Source organism: Amycolatopsis roodepoortensis (assembly GCF_014873915.1).
In the GTDB taxonomy this organism is placed as follows: Bacteria; Actinomycetota; Actinomycetes; order Mycobacteriales; family Pseudonocardiaceae; genus Amycolatopsis; species Amycolatopsis roodepoortensis.
Genome location: NZ_JADBEJ010000005.1, coordinates 1975407 through 1998755, shown reverse-complemented (window position 1 = coordinate 1998755; position 23349 = coordinate 1975407). Strand labels below are relative to the sequence as shown.

General features: G+C 69.5%; 22 protein-coding genes and 1 pseudogene. 20 read left to right on the top strand and 3 right to left on the bottom strand.

Annotation, left to right across the window (positions count from 1 at the left end; genetic code table 11):
• Positions 1-14 precede the first annotated feature (14 nt).
• The 5 genes from H4W30_RS28755 (at position 15) to H4W30_RS28735 (ending at position 5119) form a co-directional block, all read left to right on the top strand.
• Positions 15-230 (top strand): YlxR family protein, encoded by a 216-nt coding sequence (locus H4W30_RS28755; protein WP_034312224.1) that lies wholly within the window; start codon positions 15-17, stop codon positions 228-230.
• A gap of 145 nt (positions 231-375) precedes the next feature.
• A complete protein-coding gene (gene infB / locus H4W30_RS28750) occupies positions 376-3399 on the top strand; it encodes a translation initiation factor IF-2 (protein WP_192745666.1) in 3024 nt (1007 codons plus the stop codon).
• 73 nt (positions 3400-3472) lie between these two features.
• Positions 3473-3766, top strand: a complete 294-nt coding sequence (locus tag H4W30_RS28745; protein ID WP_126737748.1) for a DUF503 domain-containing protein — start codon at positions 3473-3475, stop codon at positions 3764-3766.
• A gap of 29 nt (positions 3767-3795) precedes the next feature.
• The gene (rbfA, locus tag H4W30_RS28740; protein WP_126737747.1) at positions 3796-4272 is read left to right on the top strand and encodes a 30S ribosome-binding factor RbfA; all 477 of its coding nucleotides are present in this window, start codon (positions 3796-3798) and stop codon (positions 4270-4272) included.
• 1 nt (position 4273) lies between these two features.
• On the top strand, positions 4274-5119 hold the full coding sequence (locus H4W30_RS28735) for an alpha/beta hydrolase (RefSeq protein ID WP_192745665.1): 846 nt from the start codon (positions 4274-4276) through the stop codon (positions 5117-5119).
• Between the two features lie 235 nt (positions 5120-5354).
• On the opposite strand, the gene H4W30_RS28730 is transcribed toward H4W30_RS28735, so the two are convergent.
• Complete coding sequence (locus H4W30_RS28730; protein ID WP_192745664.1) at positions 5355-6398, bottom strand: TRM11 family SAM-dependent methyltransferase; 1044 nt, start codon at positions 6396-6398, stop codon at positions 5355-5357.
• A 40-nt stretch (positions 6399-6438) separates the two neighbouring features.
• Between H4W30_RS28730 and H4W30_RS28725 the strand changes: the two genes are divergently transcribed.
• The 14 genes from H4W30_RS28725 (at position 6439) to H4W30_RS28660 (ending at position 21576) form a co-directional block, all read left to right on the top strand.
• Positions 6439-7434: a DHH family phosphoesterase gene (locus H4W30_RS28725; protein ID WP_192746849.1), complete on the top strand. Its 996-nt coding sequence runs from the start codon at positions 6439-6441 to the stop codon at positions 7432-7434.
• A 48-nt stretch (positions 7435-7482) separates the two neighbouring features.
• Positions 7483-8652: a preprotein translocase subunit SecY gene (locus tag H4W30_RS28720; RefSeq protein WP_192745663.1), complete on the top strand. Its 1170-nt coding sequence runs from the start codon at positions 7483-7485 to the stop codon at positions 8650-8652.
• A 124-nt stretch (positions 8653-8776) separates the two neighbouring features.
• Positions 8777-10099 carry an MATE family efflux transporter gene (locus tag H4W30_RS28715; protein WP_192745662.1) on the top strand — a complete coding sequence of 441 codons (1323 nt, stop codon included), beginning with the start codon at positions 8777-8779 and terminating at the stop codon, positions 10097-10099.
• Positions 10100-10285: 186 nt separating this feature from the next.
• On the top strand, positions 10286-11596 hold the full coding sequence (locus H4W30_RS28710; protein WP_192745661.1) for an MFS transporter: 1311 nt from the start codon (positions 10286-10288) through the stop codon (positions 11594-11596).
• 29 nt (positions 11597-11625) lie between these two features.
• Positions 11626-12549: a tRNA pseudouridine(55) synthase TruB gene (truB, locus tag H4W30_RS28705; RefSeq protein ID WP_192745660.1), complete on the top strand. Its 924-nt coding sequence runs from the start codon at positions 11626-11628 to the stop codon at positions 12547-12549.
• 39 nt (positions 12550-12588) lie between these two features.
• A complete protein-coding gene (locus tag H4W30_RS28700; RefSeq protein ID WP_192745659.1) occupies positions 12589-13551 on the top strand; it encodes a bifunctional riboflavin kinase/FAD synthetase in 963 nt (320 codons plus the stop codon).
• A gap of 115 nt (positions 13552-13666) precedes the next feature.
• Positions 13667-14149 carry a helix-turn-helix domain-containing protein gene (locus H4W30_RS28695; RefSeq protein ID WP_125675891.1) on the top strand — a complete coding sequence of 161 codons (483 nt, stop codon included), beginning with the start codon at positions 13667-13669 and terminating at the stop codon, positions 14147-14149.
• Between the two features lie 44 nt (positions 14150-14193).
• Positions 14194-14703 carry an RNA 2',3'-cyclic phosphodiesterase gene (gene thpR / locus H4W30_RS28690; RefSeq protein WP_192745658.1) on the top strand — a complete coding sequence of 170 codons (510 nt, stop codon included), beginning with the start codon at positions 14194-14196 and terminating at the stop codon, positions 14701-14703.
• A 129-nt stretch (positions 14704-14832) separates the two neighbouring features.
• Positions 14833-15102: a 30S ribosomal protein S15 gene (gene rpsO, locus H4W30_RS28685; RefSeq protein ID WP_003084034.1), complete on the top strand. Its 270-nt coding sequence runs from the start codon at positions 14833-14835 to the stop codon at positions 15100-15102.
• A gap of 235 nt (positions 15103-15337) precedes the next feature.
• Positions 15338-17584, top strand: coding sequence for a polyribonucleotide nucleotidyltransferase (locus tag H4W30_RS28680; RefSeq protein ID WP_192745657.1), 2247 nt, complete (start codon positions 15338-15340; stop codon positions 17582-17584).
• A 92-nt stretch (positions 17585-17676) separates the two neighbouring features.
• Positions 17677-19041, top strand: coding sequence for a M16 family metallopeptidase (locus tag H4W30_RS28675; protein ID WP_192745656.1), 1365 nt, complete (start codon positions 17677-17679; stop codon positions 19039-19041).
• Positions 19038-19784 (top strand): 4-hydroxy-tetrahydrodipicolinate reductase, encoded by a 747-nt coding sequence (gene dapB, locus H4W30_RS28670; RefSeq protein ID WP_192745655.1) that lies wholly within the window; start codon positions 19038-19040, stop codon positions 19782-19784. Before H4W30_RS28675 ends, dapB begins: the two co-directional genes overlap by 4 nt.
• A complete protein-coding gene (locus tag H4W30_RS28665) occupies positions 19781-20230 on the top strand; it encodes a tetratricopeptide repeat protein (RefSeq protein ID WP_192745654.1) in 450 nt (149 codons plus the stop codon). The genes dapB and H4W30_RS28665 overlap by 4 nt, the downstream gene beginning before the upstream one ends.
• Before the next feature lie 497 nt (positions 20231-20727).
• Positions 20728-21576 carry a hypothetical protein gene (locus H4W30_RS28660; RefSeq protein ID WP_192745653.1) on the top strand — a complete coding sequence of 283 codons (849 nt, stop codon included), beginning with the start codon at positions 20728-20730 and terminating at the stop codon, positions 21574-21576.
• 49 nt (positions 21577-21625) lie between these two features.
• Here the strand turns inward: H4W30_RS28660 and H4W30_RS28655 are convergent, their stop codons facing one another.
• Entirely contained in the window at positions 21626-22147 is a 522-nt protein-coding gene (locus tag H4W30_RS28655) for a YqaA family protein (protein ID WP_192745652.1), read from the bottom strand.
• Between the two features lie 323 nt (positions 22148-22470).
• Here H4W30_RS28655 and H4W30_RS44300 point away from each other — a divergent pair.
• Positions 22471-22704, top strand: a pseudogene (locus tag H4W30_RS44300) (GtrA family protein); the annotation flags it as partial.
• A 66-nt stretch (positions 22705-22770) separates the two neighbouring features.
• On the opposite strand, the gene H4W30_RS28645 reads toward H4W30_RS44300, so the two are convergent.
• On the bottom strand, positions 22771-23331 hold the full coding sequence (locus tag H4W30_RS28645; RefSeq protein ID WP_225949901.1) for a GNAT family N-acetyltransferase: 561 nt from the start codon (positions 23329-23331) through the stop codon (positions 22771-22773).
• Positions 23332-23349: the final 18 nt, after the last annotated feature.

Here is a 23349-nt window from a genome sequence, read left to right as displayed (position 1 = left end):
GCCGTAAGCGGGCCTTGATCGGCGAGTTGCTGCGAGTGGTCGCGGCGGACGGTCGGCTGATCGTCGACGAACGTCGGCGGTTGCCGGGCCGGGGTGCCTGGTTGCACCCCGTGCCGGACTGTCTGGCCAAGGCCGAGCGGCGCAGGGCGTTCCCCCGGGCACTTCGTGTTCCCGGATCGCTCGACGCCCAGGGTGTCCACGAACGCCTGGAGCGGCACGCCGAAGGCTAAAGGGCGCCGGGACATCCCCGGTGCCGGATGGAATCAGGAAGCAGGTCGACCCGTCATGAGTCAGCCGTGAAGCTGAATCAATGAACGCGCGACAATAGGACGAGGTCTGCGGGTCTGCCGCCGGCCTCCCCAGATGAGGAGAGCTGTGCCAGGCAAGGCCCGAGTACATGAGCTCGCGAAAGAGCTCGGCATCACCAGCAAGGAAGTTCTCGCCAAGTTGAAGGAACAGGGCGAGTTCGTGAAGTCCGCGTCGTCCACCGTCGAGGCGCCGGTCGCCCGTCGTCTCCGTGACGCGTATCCGTCCAAGGACGGCAAGAAGAAGCCGGTTCCGACCCCCGGCCCCCGTCCTTCACCCGCGCCGCCCGCGAAGCCCGCTGCCCCGGCTCCGGCCGCGAAGCCCGCTCAGCCCGCGCCCGCGGCGAAGTCCGAGGCCCCGGCCGTCCCCGCGGCGTCCGCTCCGGCAGCGTCGGAGAAGCCGGCCCCGGCCCAGCAGCCGTCCCGGCCCGCCACCCCGGGTGTCCGCCCGGGTCCGCGCCCCGGCCCCCGGCCGCCGGCGCCCAAGGAAGAGGTCGCTCCGGCGGCGAAGGCCGCTCCGGCCGAGCCGAAGAAGGAGACCCCGGCGGCACCCACCACCCCGCCGGCGTCCCAGACGCCGTCGCAGGGTTCGGTCGTGCCGCCGAAGCCGCAGGGTCCCAAGCCCGGCGGCCCGAAGCCCGGCCCGCGCACCCCGCGTGTCGGCAACAACCCGTTCGGCGTGGGTTCCGGTGCCCCGGCCCCGCGCCCGTCCGCCCCGCGTCCCGGTGGCGGCAACCAGCAGGGCGGCGACAACCGTCCGCCGCGTCCCGGTGGCGGGCAGGGCGGCGACCGTCCGGCCCCGCGTCCCGGTGGCGGCGCTCCCGGCGGTAACCGGCCCAGCCCGGGCAACATGCCCCCGCGTCCGAACCCCGGCATGATGCCGGGCCGCCCGGCCCGTCCGGCCGGTGGTCCCGGTGGCGGCCGTGGTGGCCCCGGCGGCGGAGCCCGTGGTGGCCCCGGTGGCGGCGCTCGTGGCGGTCCCGGTGGCGGCGGCGGAGGTTTCCGCGGCGGTCCCGGTGGCGGCGGCGGTGGCGGTTTCCGTCCCGGCGGCGGCGGTGGCGGCGGTTTCCGTCCCGGTGGCGGTGGCCCCGGTGGCGGCGGCGGTGCCCCGGCCGGTGGCGGCGGTTTCCGTGGCGGCGGCGGTCGTGGCGGCCCCGGTGGCCGTGGCGGTACCGCGGGTGCCTTCGGGCGTCCCGGTGGCCCCTCGCGCAAGGGCCGCAAGTCGAAGCGGCAGAAGCGCCAGGAGTACATGGACAACATGCAGGCGCCCAGCGTCGGTGGTGTCCGTCTGCCCAAGGGGCAGGGCGAGACGATCCGCCTGCCGCGTGGTGCCTCGCTGACCGACTTCGCCGAGAAGATCGACGCCAACCCGGCTTCGCTGGTGCAGGTGCTGTTCCACCTCGGTGAGATGGTCACCGCGACGCAGTCGGTGTCCGACGACATCCTGGAACTGCTCGGCGGCGAAATGAACTACAACGTTCAGGTCGTCAGTCCCGAGGAAGAGGACCGGGAGCTGCTCGAGACCTTCGACATCACCTACGGCGAAGACGCGGGTGAGGAAGAGGATCTGCAGGTCCGTCCGCCGGTCGTGACCATCATGGGTCACGTCGACCACGGTAAGACCCGCCTGCTCGACACGATCCGCAAGACGAAGGTGCGCGAAGGTGAAGCCGGTGGCATCACCCAGCACATCGGCGCCTACCAGATCGAGACCGAGCTCGAGGGCAACCCGCGTCTGATCACCTTCATCGACACCCCGGGTCACGAGGCGTTCACCGCCATGCGTGCCCGTGGTGCCAACTCGACCGACATCGCGGTGATCGTGGTGGCGGCCGACGACGGTGTGATGCCGCAGACGGTCGAGGCGATCAACCACGCGCAGGCCGCCAAGGCGCCGATCGTGGTCGCGATCAACAAGATCGACAAGGAAGGCGCGAACCCGGACAAGATCCGGCAGCAGCTGACCGAGTACGGCCTGGTCGCCGAGGAGTACGGCGGCGACACGATGTTCGTCGAGATCTCCGCGCGGCAGAACATCAACATCGACGGCCTGCTCGAGGCGATCCTGCTGACCGCCGACGCCGCGCTGGACCTCCGGGCCAACCCGGACATGGAGGCCCAGGGTGTCGCGATCGAGGCCCACCTCGACCGCGGCCGCGGTCCGGTGGCCACGGTGCTGGTCCAGCGAGGCACGCTGCGCGTCGGTGACTCGGTCGTGGCGGGTGACGCCTACGGCCGCGTCCGCCGGATGGTCGACGAGCACAACGTCGACGTCACGGAGGCGTACCCGTCGCGTCCCGTCCAGGTCATCGGGTTCACCTCGGTGCCGGGCGCGGGCGACACCTTCCTGGTGGTCGACGAGGACCGCGTCGCCCGGCAGATCGCCGAGCGCCGCTCCGCCCGGACGCGCAACGCCCTCAACGCGTCGCGCCGCAAGCGGGTCAGCCTCGAGGACCTCGACTCCGCCTTGAAGGAGACGAACAGCCTCAACCTGATCATCAAGGGTGACAACTCCGGTACCGTCGAGGCGCTCGAAGCCTCGCTGGTGCAGCTCGAGGTCGGCGACGACGTCGAACTCAACGTCGTGCACCGCGGTGTCGGTGGCGTCACCGAGTCCGACATCGACCTGGCGACCGCGTCCGACGCGATCGTCCTGGGCTTCAACGTCCGTGCGCAGGGCAAGGCGACCGAGCGGGCCACCCGCGAAGGCGTCGACGTCCGGTACTACACGGTCATCTACCAGGCGATCGAAGAGATCGAGCAGGCCCTGAAGGGCATGCTCAAGCCGGAGTACGAAGAGGTCGAGCTCGGCAAGGCGGAGATCCGCGACGTCTTCAAGTCGTCGAAGATCGGCACCATCGCCGGTTGTCTCGTCGTCTCGGGCGAGATCCGCCGCAACGCGCGGGCCCGTCTGCTCCGCGACGCGACCGTCATCGCCGAGAACCTGCCGATCAGCTCGCTGCGGCGGTTCAAGGACGACGTGGTCGAGGTCCGCGACGGATTCGAGTGTGGTCTGACTCTGGGGTCGTACAGCGACCTCAAGGTCGGCGACATCATCGAGACCTACGAGCAGCGCGAAAAGCCGCGTGCGTAAGTGACAAAGCGGCGCTCTCCCGCATCTGGGCGGGGGAGCGCCGCTTCACCTTCGAAACAACCCAGAATCCCACATGTTCGTAGGAGCTCTTGAGCTCGACATCCTGCTGGGCGACGTCCACTCGCTCAAGCAGAAGCGATCCGTGATCAAGCCGGTGCTGGCCGAGGTACGCAGGCGTTTCGACGTCTCCGTCGCCGAAGCCGGCCATCAAGACCTGCACCGGCGCGCGCTGATCGGTGTGGCCGTGGTCGCGGCGAGTGGCGAGCACGTTCGTGACGTGCTCGACTCGTGTGAGCGCCTCATGGCCGGGAGGCCGGAGTTCGAACTGCTCTCCACCCACCGCCGGCTGCTCGGCCCGGACGACTAGCAGAAGACCTTTCGAGGAGACGAAATCCCATGGCCGACCCCGCTCGGGCTCGTAAGCTCGCCAAGCGGATCTCGCAGATCGTCGCGCACGCGATCGAGCACGACATCAAGGATCCGCGGCTGAACCACGTGACGATCACCGACACGAAGATCACGGCGGATCTGCACGACGCCACGGTCTACTACACGGTGCTCGGCGAGAACCTGGAGTCCACGCCCGACCACGCCGGTGCCGCGGCGGCGCTCGAATCCGCTCGCGGTGTCCTGCGCACGAAGGTCGGGCAGGGCACGGGTGTCCGCTACACCCCGACGCTGGCCTTCGTGGCCGACAGCATTCCCGAGGACGCCAAGCGCATCGAAGACCTCCTCGCGAAGGCCAGGGAGGCCGACGCGGAGGTCGCCCGGCGGGCGACCGGGGCGCAGCACGCCGGTGAACCCGACCCGTACAAGCCGCCGCGGGAAGAGGCCGAAGACGATGAGTTCGCCGACGAGGAGACCCGTCGCTGAGATGGTGGACCACGCCGTGAGCCGGCGTGGCCTGCTGCTGGGGGCCGCGGCTCTCGGCGGCTCGGCGCTGCTTTCCGCTTGCGGCGCCGAGAAACCGCCCCTGGTGGGGCCGCCTCCGGTGGCCCCGCCGAGCACCCCGACGCCGCTCACCGAAGCGGTCACGGTGCAGAAGATGCGGTCCGCGGCGCGGAACCGCGACGTCAACCTCGTCATCATCGCGCCCGACGGGGTGTCACGGGTCGGGATGCCGGTCTGCGTCGCCCTGCACGGGCGCGGCGCCGACGCGCGGACGTTCCTGGATCTCGGCGTGCAGGACGCGCTGAACCAGGCCGTCGCGGCCGGGCGGCCCGGGTTCGCGGTGGCCGCCGTCGACGGCGACAACTACTGGGTGGACGTCGGCAAGGGCGACGACCCGCAGCGGATGCTGTCCGACGAACTGCCCGGCTGGCTCGCCCAGCGTCAGCTGCGGCCGCCGTCGGCGATGTTCGGGATCTCGATGGGCGGGTTCGGCGCGCTGCGCTACGCCCGTGACCACAAGGACCTCAAGGCCGTCGCCGTCGCCAGCGCGGCGTTGTTCGTCAGCTGGCCCGATGCCAAGTCCCGCAAGGTCTTCGCGGATCGCGCGCAGTGGGAATCGCATGAGCCGCTGCTGCACACCGGTGACCTTTCCGCCGGATCGACCGGCGTGTGGTGCGGGAACTCGGATCCTTTCGCCGGCGCCGACCGCAAGCTCATCAAGGCGCTGAACCCCGCCGTCGCGAAGATGACCCCCGGCGCGCACAACGACGACTACTGGCGCGAGATCATGCCGGACGTGCTGAAGTTCGTGGGGGAACGCATCGTCTGACCCCGCGTTCCGTCCTCTGGATGCGGTAGTGCGCGATGCCGACTACCGCATTCAGAGGACGAAATGCGTGAGGCGCGAGGGCGACCTTCCGGCGCCAGTGTCGCGAAAGCCACTTTCGCGACACCAGACGTCGCGAAAGTGGCTTTCGCGACATGCTCACCGGGGCCATTCGCGCCAGGCCCCGGACATAGTGCGCGATGCCGACTACCGCATCCAGAGGACGAAACGCGTGGGGCTAGGCGGGTTTCGCGGCGACGATCAGGTCCCGCACGATCGCCTGGTCCACCCGGTGCGCGAACTCCGCGAACGGGCCGTCCTCGCGGACCACCAAACCCGCCTTGTCCAGGATCGCGGCGAGCTCCTCGCGGGGCGCGACGTTGGTGTTCCAGGAGATGCCGAGCGCGCCGCCGGGCCGCAATACCCGCGTCCACACAGGAACGGCGGCCGCGAGCAGGTCGCGCGGGCTGCGCGCGAGCGACGCGTCCTGGGTGCGGTGGCTGCCGTGCTGCACGCCGTACGGGGCGTCGGTGACGATGAGGTCCACCGAGTTCGGCCGCAGCAGTTCGTCGGTGGTGAGCGTGTCGCAGTTGAGGTAGCTCAGCTTGCGGACGTCACCGGCCTTGTACCGCTCCTTGGTGATCCCGAAACCGATGTCGAGCCGCCTGCCGAGCCGGACCTTGTTGCGGCGCACCTGACCGGATTCGGCGCTGTGCTTGATCCGCTTCTGCTTCAGCCAGGTCTTGATGAACAGCTCGTAGGAGTCGAAGTCCTTGCCGTCGACGTCGAGGCCGGTCGCGTCGAAGCCGTACATCATCGCCTGGTTCAGCGTGGTGCCGCGGCCGCAAAGCGGATCGAGAAGATGCAGTGGCTTGTCCAGCATCGCCGCCGGGTTCGCCGTCGACATCAGGGTGACGTTGACGAGGAGCTTGGTGAACAGCTCGTTCGTCTTGCCCGGATATTTCTGGATGGTCAGCAGATCCGAGTCGAAGTTCGCGAGCGGGCTGATCGTCACCGGCTTGAGGACGCCGTCGCCGAGTTCGAACAGCGCGTACAGCGCGGAAAGGTTCGAAAGGAGCGCGAGATCGCGTTCACTCAGCGGGGCGGGCGTGGTGAAGGTGAGGTAGCCGACGCCGCCGAGTTCCGTCTCGCCGATCTCGGAGATCTCGGTCTCCAAAGCGGACAGACCGAACACCGCCAGCTCCGCCCGCAGCAGGGCCGGAGTGGAGTCGGTGTAGACCCGGTTGGCGGACGGGTAGACCAGGATCGCGTACTCGGACATCCGGTAGAGCGTAGCTTGACTGATTGTGACAGCCACTCCAGTGCCGAACCTGAAGGAAGCCGCCGCCTTGCTGGCGCGCGCGAACGACGTGACCCTGCTCGGTCATGTCCGCCCGGACGCCGACGCGCTCGGCAGCGCGCTGGCGCTGGGCCGGGCGCTTCAGCAGCGCGGCGTCAAGGTCCGCGTCTCGGTCGGCGAGCCCGAGGAGATGCCCGAAACCCTGCGGAGCCTGGACGCCGGCGGACTCTTCGTTACCGCGAGCGAGCTGCCGGAGACTGAACAGCTCCTGGTCGCGCTGGACACGCCCACCCCGGGCAGGCTCGGGAAGCTCGCGCCGCGGGTGGACGCCGTCCGCTCGGCGGGCGGTGACGTCCTGGTGATCGACCACCACGCGTCCAACGTCTTCTACGGCACGCATCACGTCGTCGACGACACCGCCGAAGCCACCGCCGTTCTCGTCTTCGCGCTGCTGGAGGAACTCGGCACCGAGATCGACGAGCCGATCGCGCGCTGCCTGTACGCGGGGCTCGTCACCGACACGAGCGGGTTCCGCCGGGCCCGCCCGTCGACCCATCTGATGGCCGCGAAGCTGCTCGAAGCCGGAGTCGACCCGGACAAGGTGGTCCGCGAGATCGTCGACGATCACCCGTTCGCATGGCTGCCGATGCTTTCGGACGTCCTCGCGGGCGCCCGGCTCGAACCGGACGAGGCACGCGGTTTCGGCCTCGCCCACGCCGTGGTGACCCTCGACGCCGCGCGATCCGTCCGCGCCGAGGAGGTCGAGGCGGTCATCGACGTCGTCCGGTCCACTCGTGAGGCCGGGGTCGCCGTCGTGCTCAAGGAGGCCGAACCGACGGGGCCGCGGCAGCGATGGACGGTCTCGCTTCGCTCGGCGGGTGGCGTCGACGTCTCGGCGGCGGCGGGGGAGCTGGGCGGCGGCGGTCACCGACAGGCCGCCGGGTGCACCGCGGAGGGCACGGCGGACGAGGTGCTCGGCAAGCTGCGGGAGGCCTTGTCGAGGGCGCCGCTGCTCTGACGACCGGTGTCATCGTAATTTCATCGGTGGTTCCTAACGTGAGCCACGATGAACGAGCGAGACTCCCTCCGCCGCCGGATCCTGGTCACGCTGGGCGTGGTCGCGCTGTTCCGGCTGGGCCAGAGCCTGCCCACTCCCCAAGTGACCGTCCACGCGCCGGAAGCCGATCACCCGGTGCGCTGGATCCTCGACCTCCTCACCGGCGGTGGCCTGGCCACCCTGCCGGTGTTCGCTTTGGGTGTCCTGCCCTGCTTGGCCGCACCGCGGCTCCTGCGAGGGCTGATCGCCTTGATCCCGCGGCTGGCCGCGCTCCGGGCCGAAGGCGAAGCCGGTGCGCGGATACTGAAGCGGTACCAGCGGCGGCTCACCGTCGTGCTCGGCTTGCTGGGCGCCGTCGGGGCGCTCGTGTTCCACGGCCAGAGCGTCCTAGACGGACACGCGGCCATCGCCGTCGTGTGCCTGACCGCGGGAACCGCGGTGGTCCTCCGGCTGACCGAGGTGATCACCGACCGGGGGTTCGGCGACGGCGTCCGGATCCTGCTGCTCGCGCAGGTCCTGGCGGTGCTGCCGCCGGAGTTCCTGCGCCTGTACGAAAGGACGGGCTGGGCCGCGATCGCGGTGACGATCGTGGTGACGCTGTCGATCACGGTGTTCACGATCTTCCTCGCGCAGGGACAGCGCCGTGTTCCGGTGCAGTACGCCAAGCGGATGATCGGCAGGCGCGCTTTCGGCGGGACACCGACCTACGTTCCCTTCCGGTTCCCGCAAGCCAACAGTCCGGCCGTTCTCGCCGCGGTACTGCTGTCGGTACCGGCGTTTTTCTTCGGCCTGGGAGATCCCTGGTGGATCGGGGGCTACTTCGTCCTCGTCTGTTTCTTCGCCTTCGCGAGGGCGGCCGTGCGGCAGGACATGGACAAGGTGGCGGGCGAACTGGTGCGGGTGGGCGGTTTCGTTCCCGGGATCCGGCCGGGCAACCCGACCGCCCAATACCTCGACCACGTGAGCCGCCGGATCATCGCCTTCGGCGCGCTCTGCTCGGGCGTGGTCGCGCTGCTCCCGGCCGCCGGCCTTGCCCTGCTGGACGCGGGCCCGATGCCGCTCGTCGCCGGGGTGACCCTGCAGGTGGTCCTCGTCTTCCTCGTCAGTGTCTCGCTCGACACCACGCGGCAGATCGAATCGCTGCGCCAGCAACGCCGCTACGCACCGTTCCTCCGCTGAAGTGCGGGAGCCAACCCCCGCCGAGGACATCGGCGCCTACGTCACCGGTGCGAAGCAGGCCCGCTTCCGCCCGGCCGGTTTCCCGGCGACTGGGACTGTCGTACCAGACGTCTAGTCTGCATCGGTGCCTGAAGCTCCCGAACCCGACGAGCGCGTCCCGCCGAAACGCGTGCTCGGTCTCGCCGTGCCCGCGCTCGGCGTCCTCGCCGCCGAACCGCTGTACGTCCTGGTGGACACGGCCGTCGTCGGTCACCTCGGCGCGCTGCCGCTGGCCGGGCTCGCCGTCGGCGGTGTCGTGCTGTCGCAGGTATCGAGCCAGCTGACGTTCCTGTCGTACGGCACCACGGCGCGGACGGCGCGGCTGCACGGTGCGGGCCGCCGGGGCGACGCAGTCCGCGAAGGTGTCCAGGCGACCTGGCTGGCGGTGATCGTCGGACTGGTCGTGATCGTCGCCGGGCAGCTGCTGGCCGCGCCGATCGCCCGGGTGCTGTCCGGCGACGCCGCGATCACCGACGCCGCCGTCTCCTGGTTGCGGATCGCGTTGTTCGGCACGCCGTTCATCCTGATCACGATGGCGGGCAACGGCTGGATGCGCGGCGTCCAGGATTCCGCGAAACCGTTGCGCTATGTGCTGGCGGGCAACGGGATCTCCGCCGTGCTGTGCCCGGTGCTGGTGTACGGCGCGGACTGGGGGCTGGAAGGGTCGGCGATCGCGAACGTCGTCGCGCAGGTGATCTCGGCGTCGCTGTTCATCGCGGCGCTGGTGCGGGAACGGGTCCCGCTGCGCCCGGAACCGAAGGTGATGCGCGCCCAGCTCGGCCTCGGCCGGGATCTGGTGCTGCGCAGTCTCGCCTTCCAGGCGTGTTTCGTCTCCGCCGCCGCGGTCGCCGCGCGGACGTCGACCGAGGCCGTCGGCGCGCACCAGGTCGTGCTGCAGCTGTGGACCTTCCTCGCGCTGGTGCTTGACTCGCTCGCGATCGCCGCGCAGTCGCTCGTGGGCGCCGCCCTCGGTGCCGGGGCGAGCAAACGGGCTCGCGGGCTGTCGCGGCAGATCACCGGCTACGGGCTGATCTTCGGCTGCTTCCTCGGCGTCGTGTTCGCGTCGGTGGCCGGGGTGCTGCCGCGGGTGTTCACCTCCGACGCGGCGGTGCTCGGCCAGATCCCGCACGCGTGGTGGTTCTTCGTCGCACTGCAACCGATCGCCGGCGTGGTGTTCGCGCTGGACGGCGTCCTGCTCGGCGCGGGCGACGCCGCCTTCCTGCGCAACGCCACCCTGCTGAGTGCGGCGCTCGGGTTCCTGCCGCTGATCTGGCTGTCGCTCGCGTTCGGCTGGGGGCTGGCCGGGATCTGGACCGGGCTCTCGCTGTTCATGCTCCTGCGGCTGGCGACCCTGCTGGTGCGGTGGCGCTCGGGGCGGTGGGCCGTCGAGGGCGCCGTCCGCGTTTAGTCCTCTGGATGCGGTCCTTGCGTGGGGCGACTACCGCATTCAGAGGACGAAATGCGGGAGGGGGAGGCGTGTGGCGAAAAGCACCCGGGTAACGGCTATGTTTCGCCGTTGCTTACGCGCTACAACTATATGAGGCGGCAGTGCGGGCGTCTCCACGCCCGAAACCGTGCCCGAGGAGGAAACACTGTGACAGGCCGAGCCACCCGCCGGTCCTGGTTCATCTGGTTCGCCGCCGTCACCGTCTACCTCCTCGCCGTCTTCCACCGCACCTCGTTCGGGGTCGCCGGGCTCCAGGCCGCCGACCGTTTCGGCGTCGGCGCGGCCGCGCTCGGCACGTTCACCGTCCTGCAGGTCGGCGTCTACGCCGCGATGCAGATCCCCACCGGCGTCCTCGTCGACCGCTACGGCCCGCGCCGCGTGCTCACCGCCGCCGTGTTCTTCCTCGGCCTCGGCCAGATCCTGCTCGCGATCGCGGATTCGTATCCGCTCGGCCTGGTCGCCCGCGCCGTCGTCGGCTTCGGCGACGCGCTGACGTTCGTGAGCATCATGCGGCTGATCGCCGCGCATTTCCCCGGCCGCCAGTACGCGCTGCTCGCCGCGCTGACCGGGGCCATCGGTTACGTCGGCAACCTCGCCGCGACGGTCCCGCTCGGTCTGCTGCTCGACGGTCCCGGCTGGACCCCGACGTTCCTCGCCGTCGGCCTGGTGACCGCGCTGTACGCCGCCGTCGTCGCCCTTCGCGTCAAGGACTCCCCGCCCGGCGAGCCGGCGCCCGTGCGCGAACGGGTGCACCCGAAGCTGCTGGGCCGCCAGGTCGCCGCCGCGTGGCGCACCCCGGGCACCCGGCTGGGGTTCTGGGTCCACTTCAGCACGATGTTCGCGCCCAACGTGCTGACCATGCTGTGGGGTGTCCCGTTCCTCGTGCAGGGGCAGGGATATCCGAAGGCCACCGCGAGTTCGCTGCTGATCGTGTTCGTGTTCGGGTCGATGATCGGCGGACCGGTGATCGGCGGGCTGATCGGGCGGCGCCCGTCGCTGCGAATGCCGCTCGTCGGCGGGTACATCGGCGGCGCCGCGGTGATGTGGGCGGTCCTGCTCGGCTGGGGCGGGACGATCCCGGTCGCGGTCCTGGTGCCCGTGTTCGCGTTCCTCTCTCTCGGCGGCCCAGCGTCGATGATCGGTTTCGCGCTGGCGCGGGACTACAACCCGCTCTCGCGCGTCGGCACCGCGACCGGCGTGGTGAACGTCGGCGGTTTCGTGGCCACGACGATCTCGGCCCTCGCGGTCGGCGTGCTGCTCGAATGGACGGGCGGCACGTTCCGGCTGGCGCTGCTGTCCGTGCTCGCGGTGCTCGCGTTCGGCACCTTCCGGATGCTCGTGTGGTGGCGGCGCACCCGTGCCGTGCTGTTCGAGGCCGAGGCGCGCGGCGAGGCGATCCCGGTGCAGATCCGGCGCCGCCGCTGGGACGCCGAAGCACCACTGCCCGTCTCGTCCTAGGCGAAGCCCCGAAAGATAGGGTTCGGCCCGTGTCGCGCCCCAATCAGGCTCAAGCCAAGAAACGTCCCGCCCCGCCGCCCGGTCTCGTCATCGTCGACAAGCCGTCGGGGATGACCTCCCACGACGTCGTCGCGAAGGCGCGGCGCTTCATGGGCACCCGCAAGGTCGGGCACGCCGGCACCCTCGACCCGATGGCCACCGGCGTCCTGGTGCTCGGCATCGAACGCGCGACGAAACTGCTCGGCCACTTGGCGCTGGACCGCAAGACCTACCTCGCGACCCTCTCTTTGGGACTGTCCACCACGACCGACGACGCCGAGGGCGAGCCGATCGCCGAAGCCGCCCCGGACGTCGTCGAGAAGATCACCGACGAAGCGATCGCGGCCGGGATCGCCGCGCTGACCGGCGACATCCAGCAGGTGCCGAGCGCGGTCAGCGCGGTCAAGATCGACGGCAAACGCGCGTACGCCCGGGTCCGCGCCGGTGAAGAGGTCGTCATCCCGCCGCGTCCGGTCACCGTGCACCGCTTCGACCTGCTCGCCACCCGCCGCGAGGCGGGCCGGATCGAACTCGACGCCGTTGTCGAATGCTCGTCGGGGACCTACGTCCGGGCGCTGGCCCGCGATCTCGGCGCCGGGCTCGGTGCCGGCGGGCATCTGCTCGCCTTGCGGCGCACAACGGTCGGGCCGTTCACCCTCGCCAAGGCCCGCACCCTCGACCAGCTCGAGGACAAGCCGGAGCTGTCGCTGGACCTCGACGCCGCCGTCGCCGCCGCGTTCCCGCGCCGCGATCTGGACGTCCGCATGGCGCAGGCGGTCCGATATGGACAGAGGGTGCCCGCGGCCGGGATCGAGGGCACGTACGGGATGTTCGGGCCGGACGGCCGGGTGCTCGCGCTCGCCGCGGACGAAGGCGAACTGGCCCGGTCGGTGGTCGTGTTGCTGCCCGCCTAGGGTATTGACCGGAGCGGGCTTGAGGAGACGGGGCCAGAAGTGCAGCGTTGGCGTGGTTTGGGTGACCTCCCCGGGAGCTGGGGACGGTGCGTGGTGACGATCGGCGTTTTCGACGGCGTGCACCGCGGTCATCAGGAGCTGATTTCGAGGACGGTCCGCGCCGCCGCCGAACGCGGCGTGCCGAGCGTGGTGCTGACCTTCGATCCGCATCCGTCGGAGGTGATCCGGCCGGGCAGTCATCCGGCGCAGCTGACCACGTTGCGCCGCAAGGCGGAACTGGTCGAGGGCCTGGGCGCGGACGTCTTCTGCGTGCTGCCGTTCACGCTGGAGCTGTCGCGGCTGACGGCGCACGAGTTCGTGCACGAGGTGCTGGTGGACAAGTTGCACGCGGCCGCGGTGATAGTGGGGGAGAACTTCACCTTCGGCGCGAAGGCGGCCGGCGACGTCGAACTCCTTCGCACGCTGGGTAAGCGGTTCGGTTTCGTGGCGCAGGGGGCAGAACTGCAGGGACTGCTCGCCCAGGAGCAGGCGGACAACGACATCACCTTCTCCTCGACCTACGTCCGCTCGTGCATCGACGCCGGGGACGTCGTCGCGGCGTCCGAAGCGCTCGGCAGGCCGCACCGGCTGGAGGGCATCGTCGTCCGGGGCGACGGCCGGGGGCACGACCTCGGCTACCCGACGGCGAACCTGTCGACGCCGCGGTTCGCCGCGGTGCCCGCCGACGGTGTCTACAGCGCCTGGTTCACCCGTTCGTCGGATTCCGGCCGACGGCTGCGCGCCGCCGTGTCGGTCGGCACCAACCCGACCTTCTCGGGGCGGGAACGCACCGTCGAGGCCTTCGTCCTCGACATCGACGAGGATTTCTACGGGCAGCACGTCGCGCTCGATTTCGTCACCAAGCTGCGGGATCAGGTCCGGTTCCCGACCTCGGAGGGGCTGGTGGCGCAGATCGACGAGGACGTCGCCCGCACCAGGGAACTGCTCGGCGAGCAGGACTGACGGTTCCGGCCTTGGCCGGATGACAATCGGCAAACACACCCGCTCACGTGCGTTCCGGTGGCAAGATGTCACGGACCGCGCATGGCGTTCGATGGGGTTAAGGGGAGCGGACCAGGTGGAGGACCACAAGATCGTCCAGCGGAACATCGCGCTGCAGAAGGAGTGGTACGGGGAGCCGCTCGGCGATCGCGTGCGGAGACTGGTCGTCGCGTTCGACATCTCCCAGGCCTTCCTCGCTGAGGTCCTCGGCATCAGCGCGCCCATGCTCAGCCAGGTGATGAGCGGGCGCCGCGCGAAGATCGGGAACCCCGTCGTCCTCGCCAAGATGATCATGCTGGAGCGCAAGGTGCTGGTCCCGGCGGTCGCCGCGGGGGACCGCAAGGCCATGCAGGAGGCGCTCGAGGACGTCCGCGACTCGCGGCCGACGGTGGGCCGGGACAGCATCCCGGTCGGTGCCGTCGCCGACGACCAGGGTGTGCTCGTGGCGCTGCGGGACATCGGCGAGGACGAAGACCTCACCGAAGCCGCGAAGCTGCTCGACGAGGACTTCCCGTCCCTGGCGGACCTGCTGCGCCGCGCCGCACGGAACGGTTCCTGACGCAACACGCGAGTTACGCCTCTGATCACGCGAGTCACGCGCCCATGACGCTCTTCAGTGCGTTGATCCCGCCGGACGACGTCCTCGACCAGGTCGCCGCCGCCCTCGGCACACCCGAAGAAGGCGATTTCCGCTGGTCGGCGCGCGAAGACTGGCATATCACCCTCGGTTTCTACGGCCGGGACGACCCGGCGGACCGAGGCGACTGGCTCGCCGCGCGGCTGGACGGCGCGGGCCCGATCGACCTCCGGCTGGAAAAGGCCGCGACATTCCCCGGGGTGCTGTGGTTGAGTGTGTCCGGAACCGGGCTCCACGAGCTGGCCGTGAAGGCCGGCGCGGAGAACGAGGGCAGGCCGTACGTGGCCCACCTGACACTGGCCCGCTTCCCCCGCGACCGGCCGCGAGCCGCGAGCGCGTGGGAGGAGCGGCTGGCCGGGTTCACCAGTGAGACCTGGACGGCGACCGAGGCCGTTCTGATGAGCAGTGACCGTGAACAGGGCGTTTCGCGCTACCGGGTGATCCGGTCGTACGCGCTGGACCACGCCCGCGCCTGAAGCCGCTGATCACGAGCCTGGTAGCCTCGATGATTGGGTCCGGCTGCAGTCCGTGGCGGCCGTGACCGTCTCACCCGGCGTGAAGACATCGTCCGGGCCGCACGGCACAGAATATCTAGGAGCACCACTGTGGCTTTGTCCACCGAAGAGAAGAAGTCGATCCTTGCCGAGTACGGCGTGCACGACTCGGACACCGGATCCCCGGAGGCCCAGGTCGCGCTGCTGACCAAGCGCATCGTCGGCCTCACCGAGCACCTCAAGGCTCACAAGCACGACCACCACTCCCGTCGCGGGCTTCTGCTGCTGGTCGGCCGCCGCCGCCGGCTGCTGAACTACGTGATGAAGGTGGACATCGAGCGTTACCGTGCGCTGATCCAGCGTCTCGGCCTGCGCCGATAGCTTGAACCCGAGGGGGAGTGACCACAGCGGTCGCTCCCCCTCGGTCCAAGTACAGCAACACGCGGCGCGAGCGCGCACGAGGAACCGTCCGCCGGTCCTCGGTAGTGGCTTCCGGGCAACGGCCCGGGGGCTTCGATCGAAGACCGGCCTCACTCCTCGAGCGTCCGCAGGCGAAACAGGTCCCAGGGTGGGAGACTCGCGCCGTTACAGAGGATCAAAAGAGGAGATACACCCTATGACCGACTCCACCGGAGTCACCGTGCACGAAACCGAAGCCGTCATCGACAACGGCCGTTTCGGCACCCGCACCGTCCGCTTCGAGACCGGCCGCCTGGCCCGTCAGGCCGCCGGCGCCGTCGTCGCGTACCTCGACGAAGAGACCATGCTGCTCTCGGCGACCACCGCGTCGAAGCACCCGAAGGACCACTTCGACTTCTTCCCGCTGACCGTGGACGTCGAAGAGCGGATGTACGCCGCCGGCCGCATCCCCGGCGCGTTCTTCCGCCGCGAGGGCCGCCCGTCGACCGACGCGATCCTGACCTGCCGCCTGATCGACCGGCCGCTGCGCCCGTCGTTCGCCGACGGTCTCCGCAACGAGATCCAGGTCGTCATCACGGTCCAGAGCCTCAACCCCGAAGACCCGTACGACGTGCTCGCGATCAACGCGGCTTCGGCCTCGACCCAGATCGCCGGCCTGCCGTTCTCCGGTCCGGTCGGCGGCGTCCGCGTCGCGCTGATCGAGGGCCAGTGGGTCGCGTTCCCGACCTGGAAGCAGCTCGAGGACGCCACCTTCAACATGGTGGTCGCCGGCCGGATCGTCGGTGACGACGTCGCCATCATGATGGTCGAGGCCGAAGGCACCGAGAAGACCCTCGACCTGATCGCCGACGGCGGCAAGGCGCCGGACGAGATCGCCGTCGCCGAGGGCCTCGAGGCCTCGAAGCCGTTCATCAAGGTGCTGTGCGAGGCCCAGCAGCAGCTGGCCGAGCTCGCCGCCAAGCCGACCGGCGAGTTCCCGGTCTTCCTCGCCTACGAGCAGGACGCCTTCGACGCCGTCGCCGCCATCGCGACCGATGACCTCGCGAACGCCCTGACCATCGCGGGCAAGCAGGACCGTGACAACGCGACCGACCAGGTCAAGGCCGCGGTGCTGGAGAAGGTCGGCCTGGGCGAGGGCGAAGCCTTCCAGGGCCGTGAGAAGGAGATCGGCGCGGCGTTCAAGGCCCTGTCGAAGAAGATCATGCGCAAGCGCGTCCTCACGGACAAGATCCGCATGGACGGCCGTGGGCTGACCGACATCCGCTCGCTCGCCGCCGAGGTCGCCGTGATCCCGCGGGCGCACGGTTCCGCGCTGTTCGAGCGCGGTGAGACCCAGATCCTGGGCGTCACCACGCTGAACATGCTCCGCATGGAGCAGCAGATCGACTCGCTCTCCCCGGAGACCACGAAGCGGTACCTGCACCACTACAACTTCCCGCCGTTCTCCACCGGCGAGACCGGCCGCGTCGGTTCGCCGAAGCGGCGCGAGATCGGCCACGGCATGCTCGCCGAGCGCGCCCTCGTGCCGGTCCTGCCGAAGCGGGACGAGTTCCCGTACGCGATCCGCCAGGTCTCCGAGGCGCTGGGCTCCAACGGCTCCACCTCGATGGGCTCGGTCTGTGCCTCGACCATGGCCCTGCTGAACGCGGGTGTCCCGCTGAAGGCGCCGGTCGCCGGCATCGCCATGGGCCTCATCTCCGACGAGGTCGACGGCGAGACCCGCTACGTCGCGCTGACCGACATCCTCGGTGCCGAGGACGCCATGGGCGACATGGACTTCAAGGTCGCCGGCACCAAGGACATCATCACCGCGCTGCAGCTGGACACGAAGCTCGACGGCATCCCGTCGGAGGTCCTCGCGGCCGCGCTGAAGCAGGCGAAGGACGCCCGCCTCACCATCCTGGAGGTCATCGCCGAGGCGATCGACGGCCCGGACGAGATGAGCCCGTTCGCCCCGCGTGTCACCAGCGTGAAGATCCCGGTGGACAAGATCGGCGAGGTCATCGGCCCGAAGGGCAAGATGATCAACTCGATCACCGAGGAGACCGGCGCCGACATCTCCATCGAGGACGACGGCACGATCTACGTGGGCGCGGCCGACGGCCCGTCGGCGGAGGCGGCGATCGACAAGATCAACGCCATCGCCAACCCGCAGCTGCCCAAGGTCGGCGAGCGCTTCCTCGGCACCGTGGTGAAGACGGCCGCGTTCGGCGCGTTCGTCTCGCTGCTGCCGGGCAAGGACGGCCTGGTGCACATCTCGAAGCTGGGCAACGGCAAGCGGATCGCCAAGGTCGAGGACGTGGTCAACGTGGGCGACAAGCTCCGCGTCGAGATCGCCGACATCGACAACCGCGGCAAGATCAGCCTGATCGTGGTCCAGGAAGAAGACGCCAAGGCGGCTGAGGGCGACAAGGCCGAGGCCCCGAAGGCCGACGCGCAGTAGTCCTGGCTGGACCGATGTGAATCGTCAGGGAAGGGTCGTTCGGGACATCTCGTCCTGAACGACCCTTTCGTGACATGTGAGTAAGGAATCCGTTGGCTCGTCAGGTTCCCGGGCACGAACAGCCCGTCGGCAGCACCCGCACGCTGGAGTCCACTTCGGACGGTGCGGTGGTCAAGCGCAGTGTGCTGGCCGGTGGCCTCCGGGTCATCACCGAGCACGTTCCCGCCTCCCGGTCGGCGACGGTCGGGTTGTGGGTCGGGGTCGGGTCGCGGGACGAGCCGTCGTCGGTCGAGGGCGCGGCGCACTATCTCGAACACCTGCTGTTCAAGGGCACCACGAACCGGGACGCCACCCAGATCGCCGAGGAGATCGACGCGGTCGGCGGCGAGTTCAACGCGTTCACCGCGAAGGAGCACACCTGCTACTACGCGCAGGTGCTCGACGAGGATCTGCCGTTGGCGATGGACCTCGTCACCGACGTCGTGTTCGAGGCGCTGTGCACGGACAAGGACGTCGAGACCGAGCGCAGCGTCGTGCTCGAAGAGATCTCGATGCGTGACGACGACCCCGAAGACCTGCTGCACGAGACCTTCGTCGGCGCGATCCTGGGCGACCACGCGCTGGGCCGCCCGGTGCTGGGCAGCGAGAAGTCCATCGTCGAGATGTCCGCTACGGCGCTGCGCGGGTTCTACCGGCGCCGCTACACCCTGCCGCGGATGGTGCTCGCGGTCGCCGGGAACGTCGAGCACGCCCAGGTGCTTCGCTTGGTGCGCAAGGCTTTGCGGACCAGGCTGACCGGAGCGGCGACGCCGGTGCCGCCGCGCGGCGGACGGGCGCGGATCGCGATGGCGCCGAAACTCGCGCTGCACACCGACGACACCGAGCAGGCGCACGTGATGCTCGGCCTGCGTTCGCTGTCGCGGCACGACGACCGCCGGTTCGCGCAGTCGGTGCTCAACGCCGCGCTCGGCGGCGGGATGAGTTCGCGCCTGTTCCAGGAGGTCCGGGAGAAGCGCGGCCTGGCGTACCAGGTGTACTCGTCCGTCGCGAGCTACGCCGACACCGGGCACATGGCCGTGTACGCGGGCTGCCAGCCGGAAAAGCTCGGCGAGGTCGCCGGGGTGATCCGGGAGGTGCTCGAACTCGTCGGCAAGGACGGGCTGAGCGAAGCCGAGGTCGCGCGCGCGAAGGGACAGCTGCGGGGCGGGCTCGTGCTCGGCCTCGAAGACACTTCGTCACGCATGTCGCGGATCGGCAAGAACGAACTCAACTACGGCCGCTATCTCGGCGTCGACGACACGGTGGCGCGGATCGACGCCGTCACCACCGAAGAGGTCTGTGCGCTCGCTCGCACTCTGCTCGCCCGCCCTGGTGGCGTCTCGGCGGCGGCGGTGGTCGGGCCGTACGCTCACGCCGACGACCTTCCGGACGATCTGCACGAGGTGATCGCATCATGACCGCTGGGATTCGCGTCGGTGTGCTGGGCGCACGCGGCCGGATGGGCCAGGAAGTGGTGAACGCCGTCGACGGCGCCGACGACATGGAGCTCGTCGCCGCGCTCGACGCCGGCGACGACTTCGCGGCGCTCAAGCAGGCTCAGGTCGTCGTCGACTTCACCCATCCCGACGCGGTGATGGACAACCTGGAGTTCCTGACCGGCAACGGAATCCACGCCGTGGTCGGCACCACCGGCTTCAGCGAGGAGCGGCTGGAGAAGCTGCGCTCGTGGCTCGCGGCCGACCCGTCGCTCGGCGTGCTGATCGCGCCGAACTTCGCGCTCGGCGCGGTGCTGGCGATGCGGTTCGCCCAGCAGGCGGCGCGGTTCTACAACTCGGCCGAGGTCATCGAGCTGCACCACAACCGCAAGGCCGACGCGCCCTCCGGCACGGCCGCGCACACCGCGCGCCTGATCGGCGAGGCCCGCGCGGAAGCCGGTCTCGCACCGGGCGACGACGCGACGACGTCCGAAGTGGACGGTGCCCGCGGGGCGCTCGTCGAAGATGTCCGCGTGCACTCGGTGCGGCTGCCCGGACTGGTGGCGCACGAGGAGATCCTGTTCGGTGGCGAGGGGGAGACCCTGACCATCCGGCACGATTCGCTGCACCGCACGTCGTTCATGCCGGGGGTGCTGCTCGGTGTGCGTTCGGTGCTCACGCGCCCCGGCCTCACGGTCGGTCTCGAGAACATCCTCGACCTGTGAGGGCCCGCAACTTCGCGCTGGTGATGACGGCGGCGCTCGCCGTCTACGTCGTCCTGCTGGCGGGCCGGGGCATCGCGCTGCTGCGCACCGGCGAGACGGTGCCGGTGCTCTTCGGTGTCGGGGTCCTGCTGCTGCCGTTGCTCGGGATCTGGATCATCGTGACCACCTGGCGTTCCGGCGTCCAGATCCAGCGGCTTTCCCGGCGGCTGGACGAGGAAGGCGGCCTGCCCGACGTCTCCGATCTGCCCCGGCGTCCTTCTGGCCGGGTGGATCGCGACGCCGCGGACGCCTGGTTCGAGGAGCGCCGCGCCGAAGTCGAGGCGGACCAGGAGAACTGGCGCGTCTGGTACCGGCTGGCGTACGCGTACGAGATCGCCGGCGACCGGAAACGAGCCCGCGCCACGATGCGGCGCGCCGTCGAACTCGAAGCCGCTTCCCGCACTTAGTCGACTAAATGCGCGGGGCTCAGGACGTGAGCAGATGGCTGATCGCGGACGACGGCAGCCATGATTTCCGGCGGTTCGACCGGGTGTTCACCCGGATGCGGACGGTAATAGGCACTCTCTGCGACTGAAGTGGCCTACGGGATTCCTGCGTTCAATTCAGTTGCGGACGGTAGTTCGTCGACAACCAGCGCGGCGGTATGTCGCGCACCTTTCGGCTCGGAAGATCGAGTCCGGGTGGGTTGTCGAACGAGGGGCCGTCGATGGTGTCAACCGGTAAGCATCCGCAAAATTGCTCGAACGCTACGGGGCACGTCTGCAAATGTGGCAACTGCGGCGGGTCCCAACACGGCTGGGAAGGTTGGGTCACACTCGCTCGGGAACCGGAGCAAACGCGGCTGGCCAAACGTGACTCGATCCTCAAGAAGCTGGCCAAGTGGTGCTCACCCAAGCGCAAGAAGACGCGGAACCAGCCTGCTCGGGAAGCGAGCATGGATCTGATGAGACTTGACGCCGCCGAGTGGCTGGCGCGTAATGCTGCTGGAGCGGCGCACACGCCGCCTCCACCCCAGCGGAAGAGGCCTGAACGCACGGCGGGGGACAGCCCTGAAGGTCGGCGGCCTGACGCTGAGACAAGTGACAACGCCGAACGGCTCGGCGCGATGAACGTATCGGATTCCGAAACCTATGCCGTATCGGCTGCTGCCACGGACATCCCCACCCCACCGGATGTCGTGGATCAGGTGAACGTCATCGCAAAGGCGATGACAGAAGACATCTGGCAGGAAATTGTCGAAAGTCTTCCTGGGAGTCCCGACGAAGTCAGGGCGATCCGCTTGCAGCTCGCTGATCACGGCTGGTGTGACCTGCTCATCGGTTTCGTGCTGGTCTTGGAGAAGTTCGGCAAGGCTGTCGACACGGTTCCTGACAAGGCCAAGAGGCTCATAGTCGAGGCGATTCGTGGGTCCAGCAAACAGGAGAAGCGGCCACAACTCGATGAAGTCGTCGTGGGCATGATCGTGGACAAGGCGTGGGGAGCGTTCAAGGTCGCAGCGGCCGCACATTCGCCCCTCTTCGGCCTGCTCACCGGCGATGAACTGCTGCGGAACCTCCGCATGCTCGCGGTGTTCATCTGCCCAGCACCGGAAAAGCACGAGGAAGTGCGGAACCACGCCGTAGACCCACTGGTCAAGGACGCGTGCGGCTACGTCTCGACCGAGGCCAAGGAATGGCTGGCGCAGCAGTTCGACCAGTGGGTCGAGGGCGTCGAACAGCAGGTCGAACGCAACGGCGCCGGTGAGTCCGGCCGTGCTACCGAAGCGCCGGTCGCTAATCTGTCACCTAAGTGAGGCTCGGGCGAAGCCGCTTCCCGCACTTAGTCCTCTGAATGCGCGGGGCTCAGTAGTGGAACCAGCCCGCGAACAGGGCGGGGGAGGCGGCCAGCAGGCTGAACCGCAGCCAGCGGCCGAGGAAACCGGTGGCCAGGAACGTCGCCAGCGGCATCCGCACCAGCCCCGCGAGGACACTCGTGGCCATGTACGGCGGCAGGCCGACGACCGAGCTCACCCCGTACGTGCCCGCCATCCAATGCGGATGCCGGTGGCACCGTTCGCGTAGTGCGTCGAGCCGGGCGCGCATCTTCTTGGTGCGCGCCCGCCATCTTTCCCGGCGCGCGGTGGGCGGCCGCTCCCGGTGCAGGCGGTCGTGCAGCGGTTTCGGCAGCTTGATCGTGCCCTTCGCGGCGAGGTAGTAGAGCGTCTTCCCGCCCACCTGACCGGCCGCGACGATGGCGCCGAGCAGCAGCCACGGCATCGTCGGCTGGCTCGCGCACAGGCCGATGAGGAACATCTCGATGCTGACGACGGGGAGGATCGCGGAGCCGAAGGCGACGCCGAACGACAGGAGCAACCAGCCTGCCATCGTTGCCTCCCCGTTATCTTCGTTCTCTCCAAGCTATCAGTTGAAAACCAGGACGCACTGGGGCCAGCCCCCGTTCCCGGCTTCCGGGCCGCACCAGAAGATCACCTGTTCGTCGGTTCGCGGCCACCTGCCGCTGCCATGCTGAATCCGTGGCCGACGTGCACGACGCGGTCCGCGGCAAAGGTTTCGCGGATCGCTTCGCCGACTTCTGCGCGGCCGTGGTGCGGCGCCTCCCCTTCGGGCTTTCCCGGCTGGTGGCGCCGAGTTTCCTCGGTTTCGCGCTCATCAACGGGTTCACCTTCGGGGTCGACCTGATCCTGCTGATGCTGCTCCGGAGCTGGCTCGGCCTGCCGGTGTGGCTGGCGATCACGCTCGCCTACGCGACGGCGTTCGGCCTGAGCTTCGTGCTGAACCGCAGCATGAACTTCCGTTCGCACGCGCCCGTCGGCAAACAGGCGGTGCTGTACGTCATCGCGATCATCATCAACTACGTGGCGTTCCTGCTCGGCGTCGGCGCCGGGCTGGCCGCGCTGGGCGTCGACTACCGCCTCTCCCGGCTCATCGCCGGGGCGTGCGAAGGCGTCTTCATGTACTCGGTGATGCGCTGGGTCGTGTTCGCGAAGTCACGGAGTGAGCTCGAGGTCGAGGCCGCCGGTGAGGCGGACTTCGCGCACGTTCGTGCTCCCGGTGTCGAGGATGCGGACGGTCCCGTCGGGCGACCAGCCCGCGCGGCGGAAGAAGCCCAGTGACGCGTGATCGGTCTGGGCGACCCAGCTGATCCCGCGCGTGGCGCCGTCCCCGCGCAGCCAGGCGGACGCGTTCGCCAGCAGGCGTCCCGCGTGCCCGCGCCGTCCCCAGCGCGGCTCGACGAGCAGTGAGGCGATGAGCGCCGTCGTCGAAGCGTCGTCGGGCAGCGATCCGTCGGCGGTGGCGACCTCGCTCACCGGAGCGCGACCGGCGACGCAGAAGCCGACGGTGAACTCGCCTTCGGTGGCGAGGAAGACGCGCGTGCCCGGGTACTCGATCGTTTCGGTCCAGGTCTTTTCGAGTTCGTCGATGTCGAGCCCGGCGACGGCCGCTTCGCCGAGCAACTCCGTGTAGGCGCTTCGCCACGTGTCGCGCTGGATGCGGGCGATCTCGGGGGCGTCGGACACGACTGCTGGGCGGACTTCGGCGGCGGCCATGCTGCGCAGATTAGCGGT

What these genes read in the sequence shown, in the direction of transcription:
- H4W30_RS28730 (WP_192745664.1), bottom strand. Translation starts at nt 6,398, where the DNA reads ATGTCCGAGTACGCGATCCTGGTCTACCCGTCCGCCAACCGGGTCTAC.
- H4W30_RS28735 (WP_192745665.1), top strand. Translation starts at nt 4,274, where the DNA reads ATGGTGGACCACGCCGTGAGCCGGCGTGGCCTGCTGCTGGGGGCCGCG.
- H4W30_RS28645 (WP_225949901.1), bottom strand. Translation starts at nt 23,331, where the DNA reads ATGGCCGCCGCCGAAGTCCGCCCAGCAGTCGTGTCCGACGCCCCCGAG.
- dapB (WP_192745655.1), top strand. Translation starts at nt 19,038, where the DNA reads ATGACCGCTGGGATTCGCGTCGGTGTGCTGGGCGCACGCGGCCGGATG.
- H4W30_RS28680 (WP_192745657.1), top strand. Translation starts at nt 15,338, where the DNA reads ATGACCGACTCCACCGGAGTCACCGTGCACGAAACCGAAGCCGTCATC.
- H4W30_RS28660 (WP_192745653.1), top strand. Translation starts at nt 20,728, where the DNA reads ATGAGACTTGACGCCGCCGAGTGGCTGGCGCGTAATGCTGCTGGAGCG.
- H4W30_RS28745 (WP_126737748.1), top strand. Translation starts at nt 3,473, where the DNA reads ATGTTCGTAGGAGCTCTTGAGCTCGACATCCTGCTGGGCGACGTCCAC.
- H4W30_RS28655 (WP_192745652.1), bottom strand. Translation starts at nt 22,147, where the DNA reads ATGGCAGGCTGGTTGCTCCTGTCGTTCGGCGTCGCCTTCGGCTCCGCG.
- thpR (WP_192745658.1), top strand. Translation starts at nt 14,194, where the DNA reads ATGACGCTCTTCAGTGCGTTGATCCCGCCGGACGACGTCCTCGACCAG.
- rbfA (WP_126737747.1), top strand. Translation starts at nt 3,796, where the DNA reads ATGGCCGACCCCGCTCGGGCTCGTAAGCTCGCCAAGCGGATCTCGCAG.
- H4W30_RS28720 (WP_192745663.1), top strand. Translation starts at nt 7,483, where the DNA reads ATGAACGAGCGAGACTCCCTCCGCCGCCGGATCCTGGTCACGCTGGGC.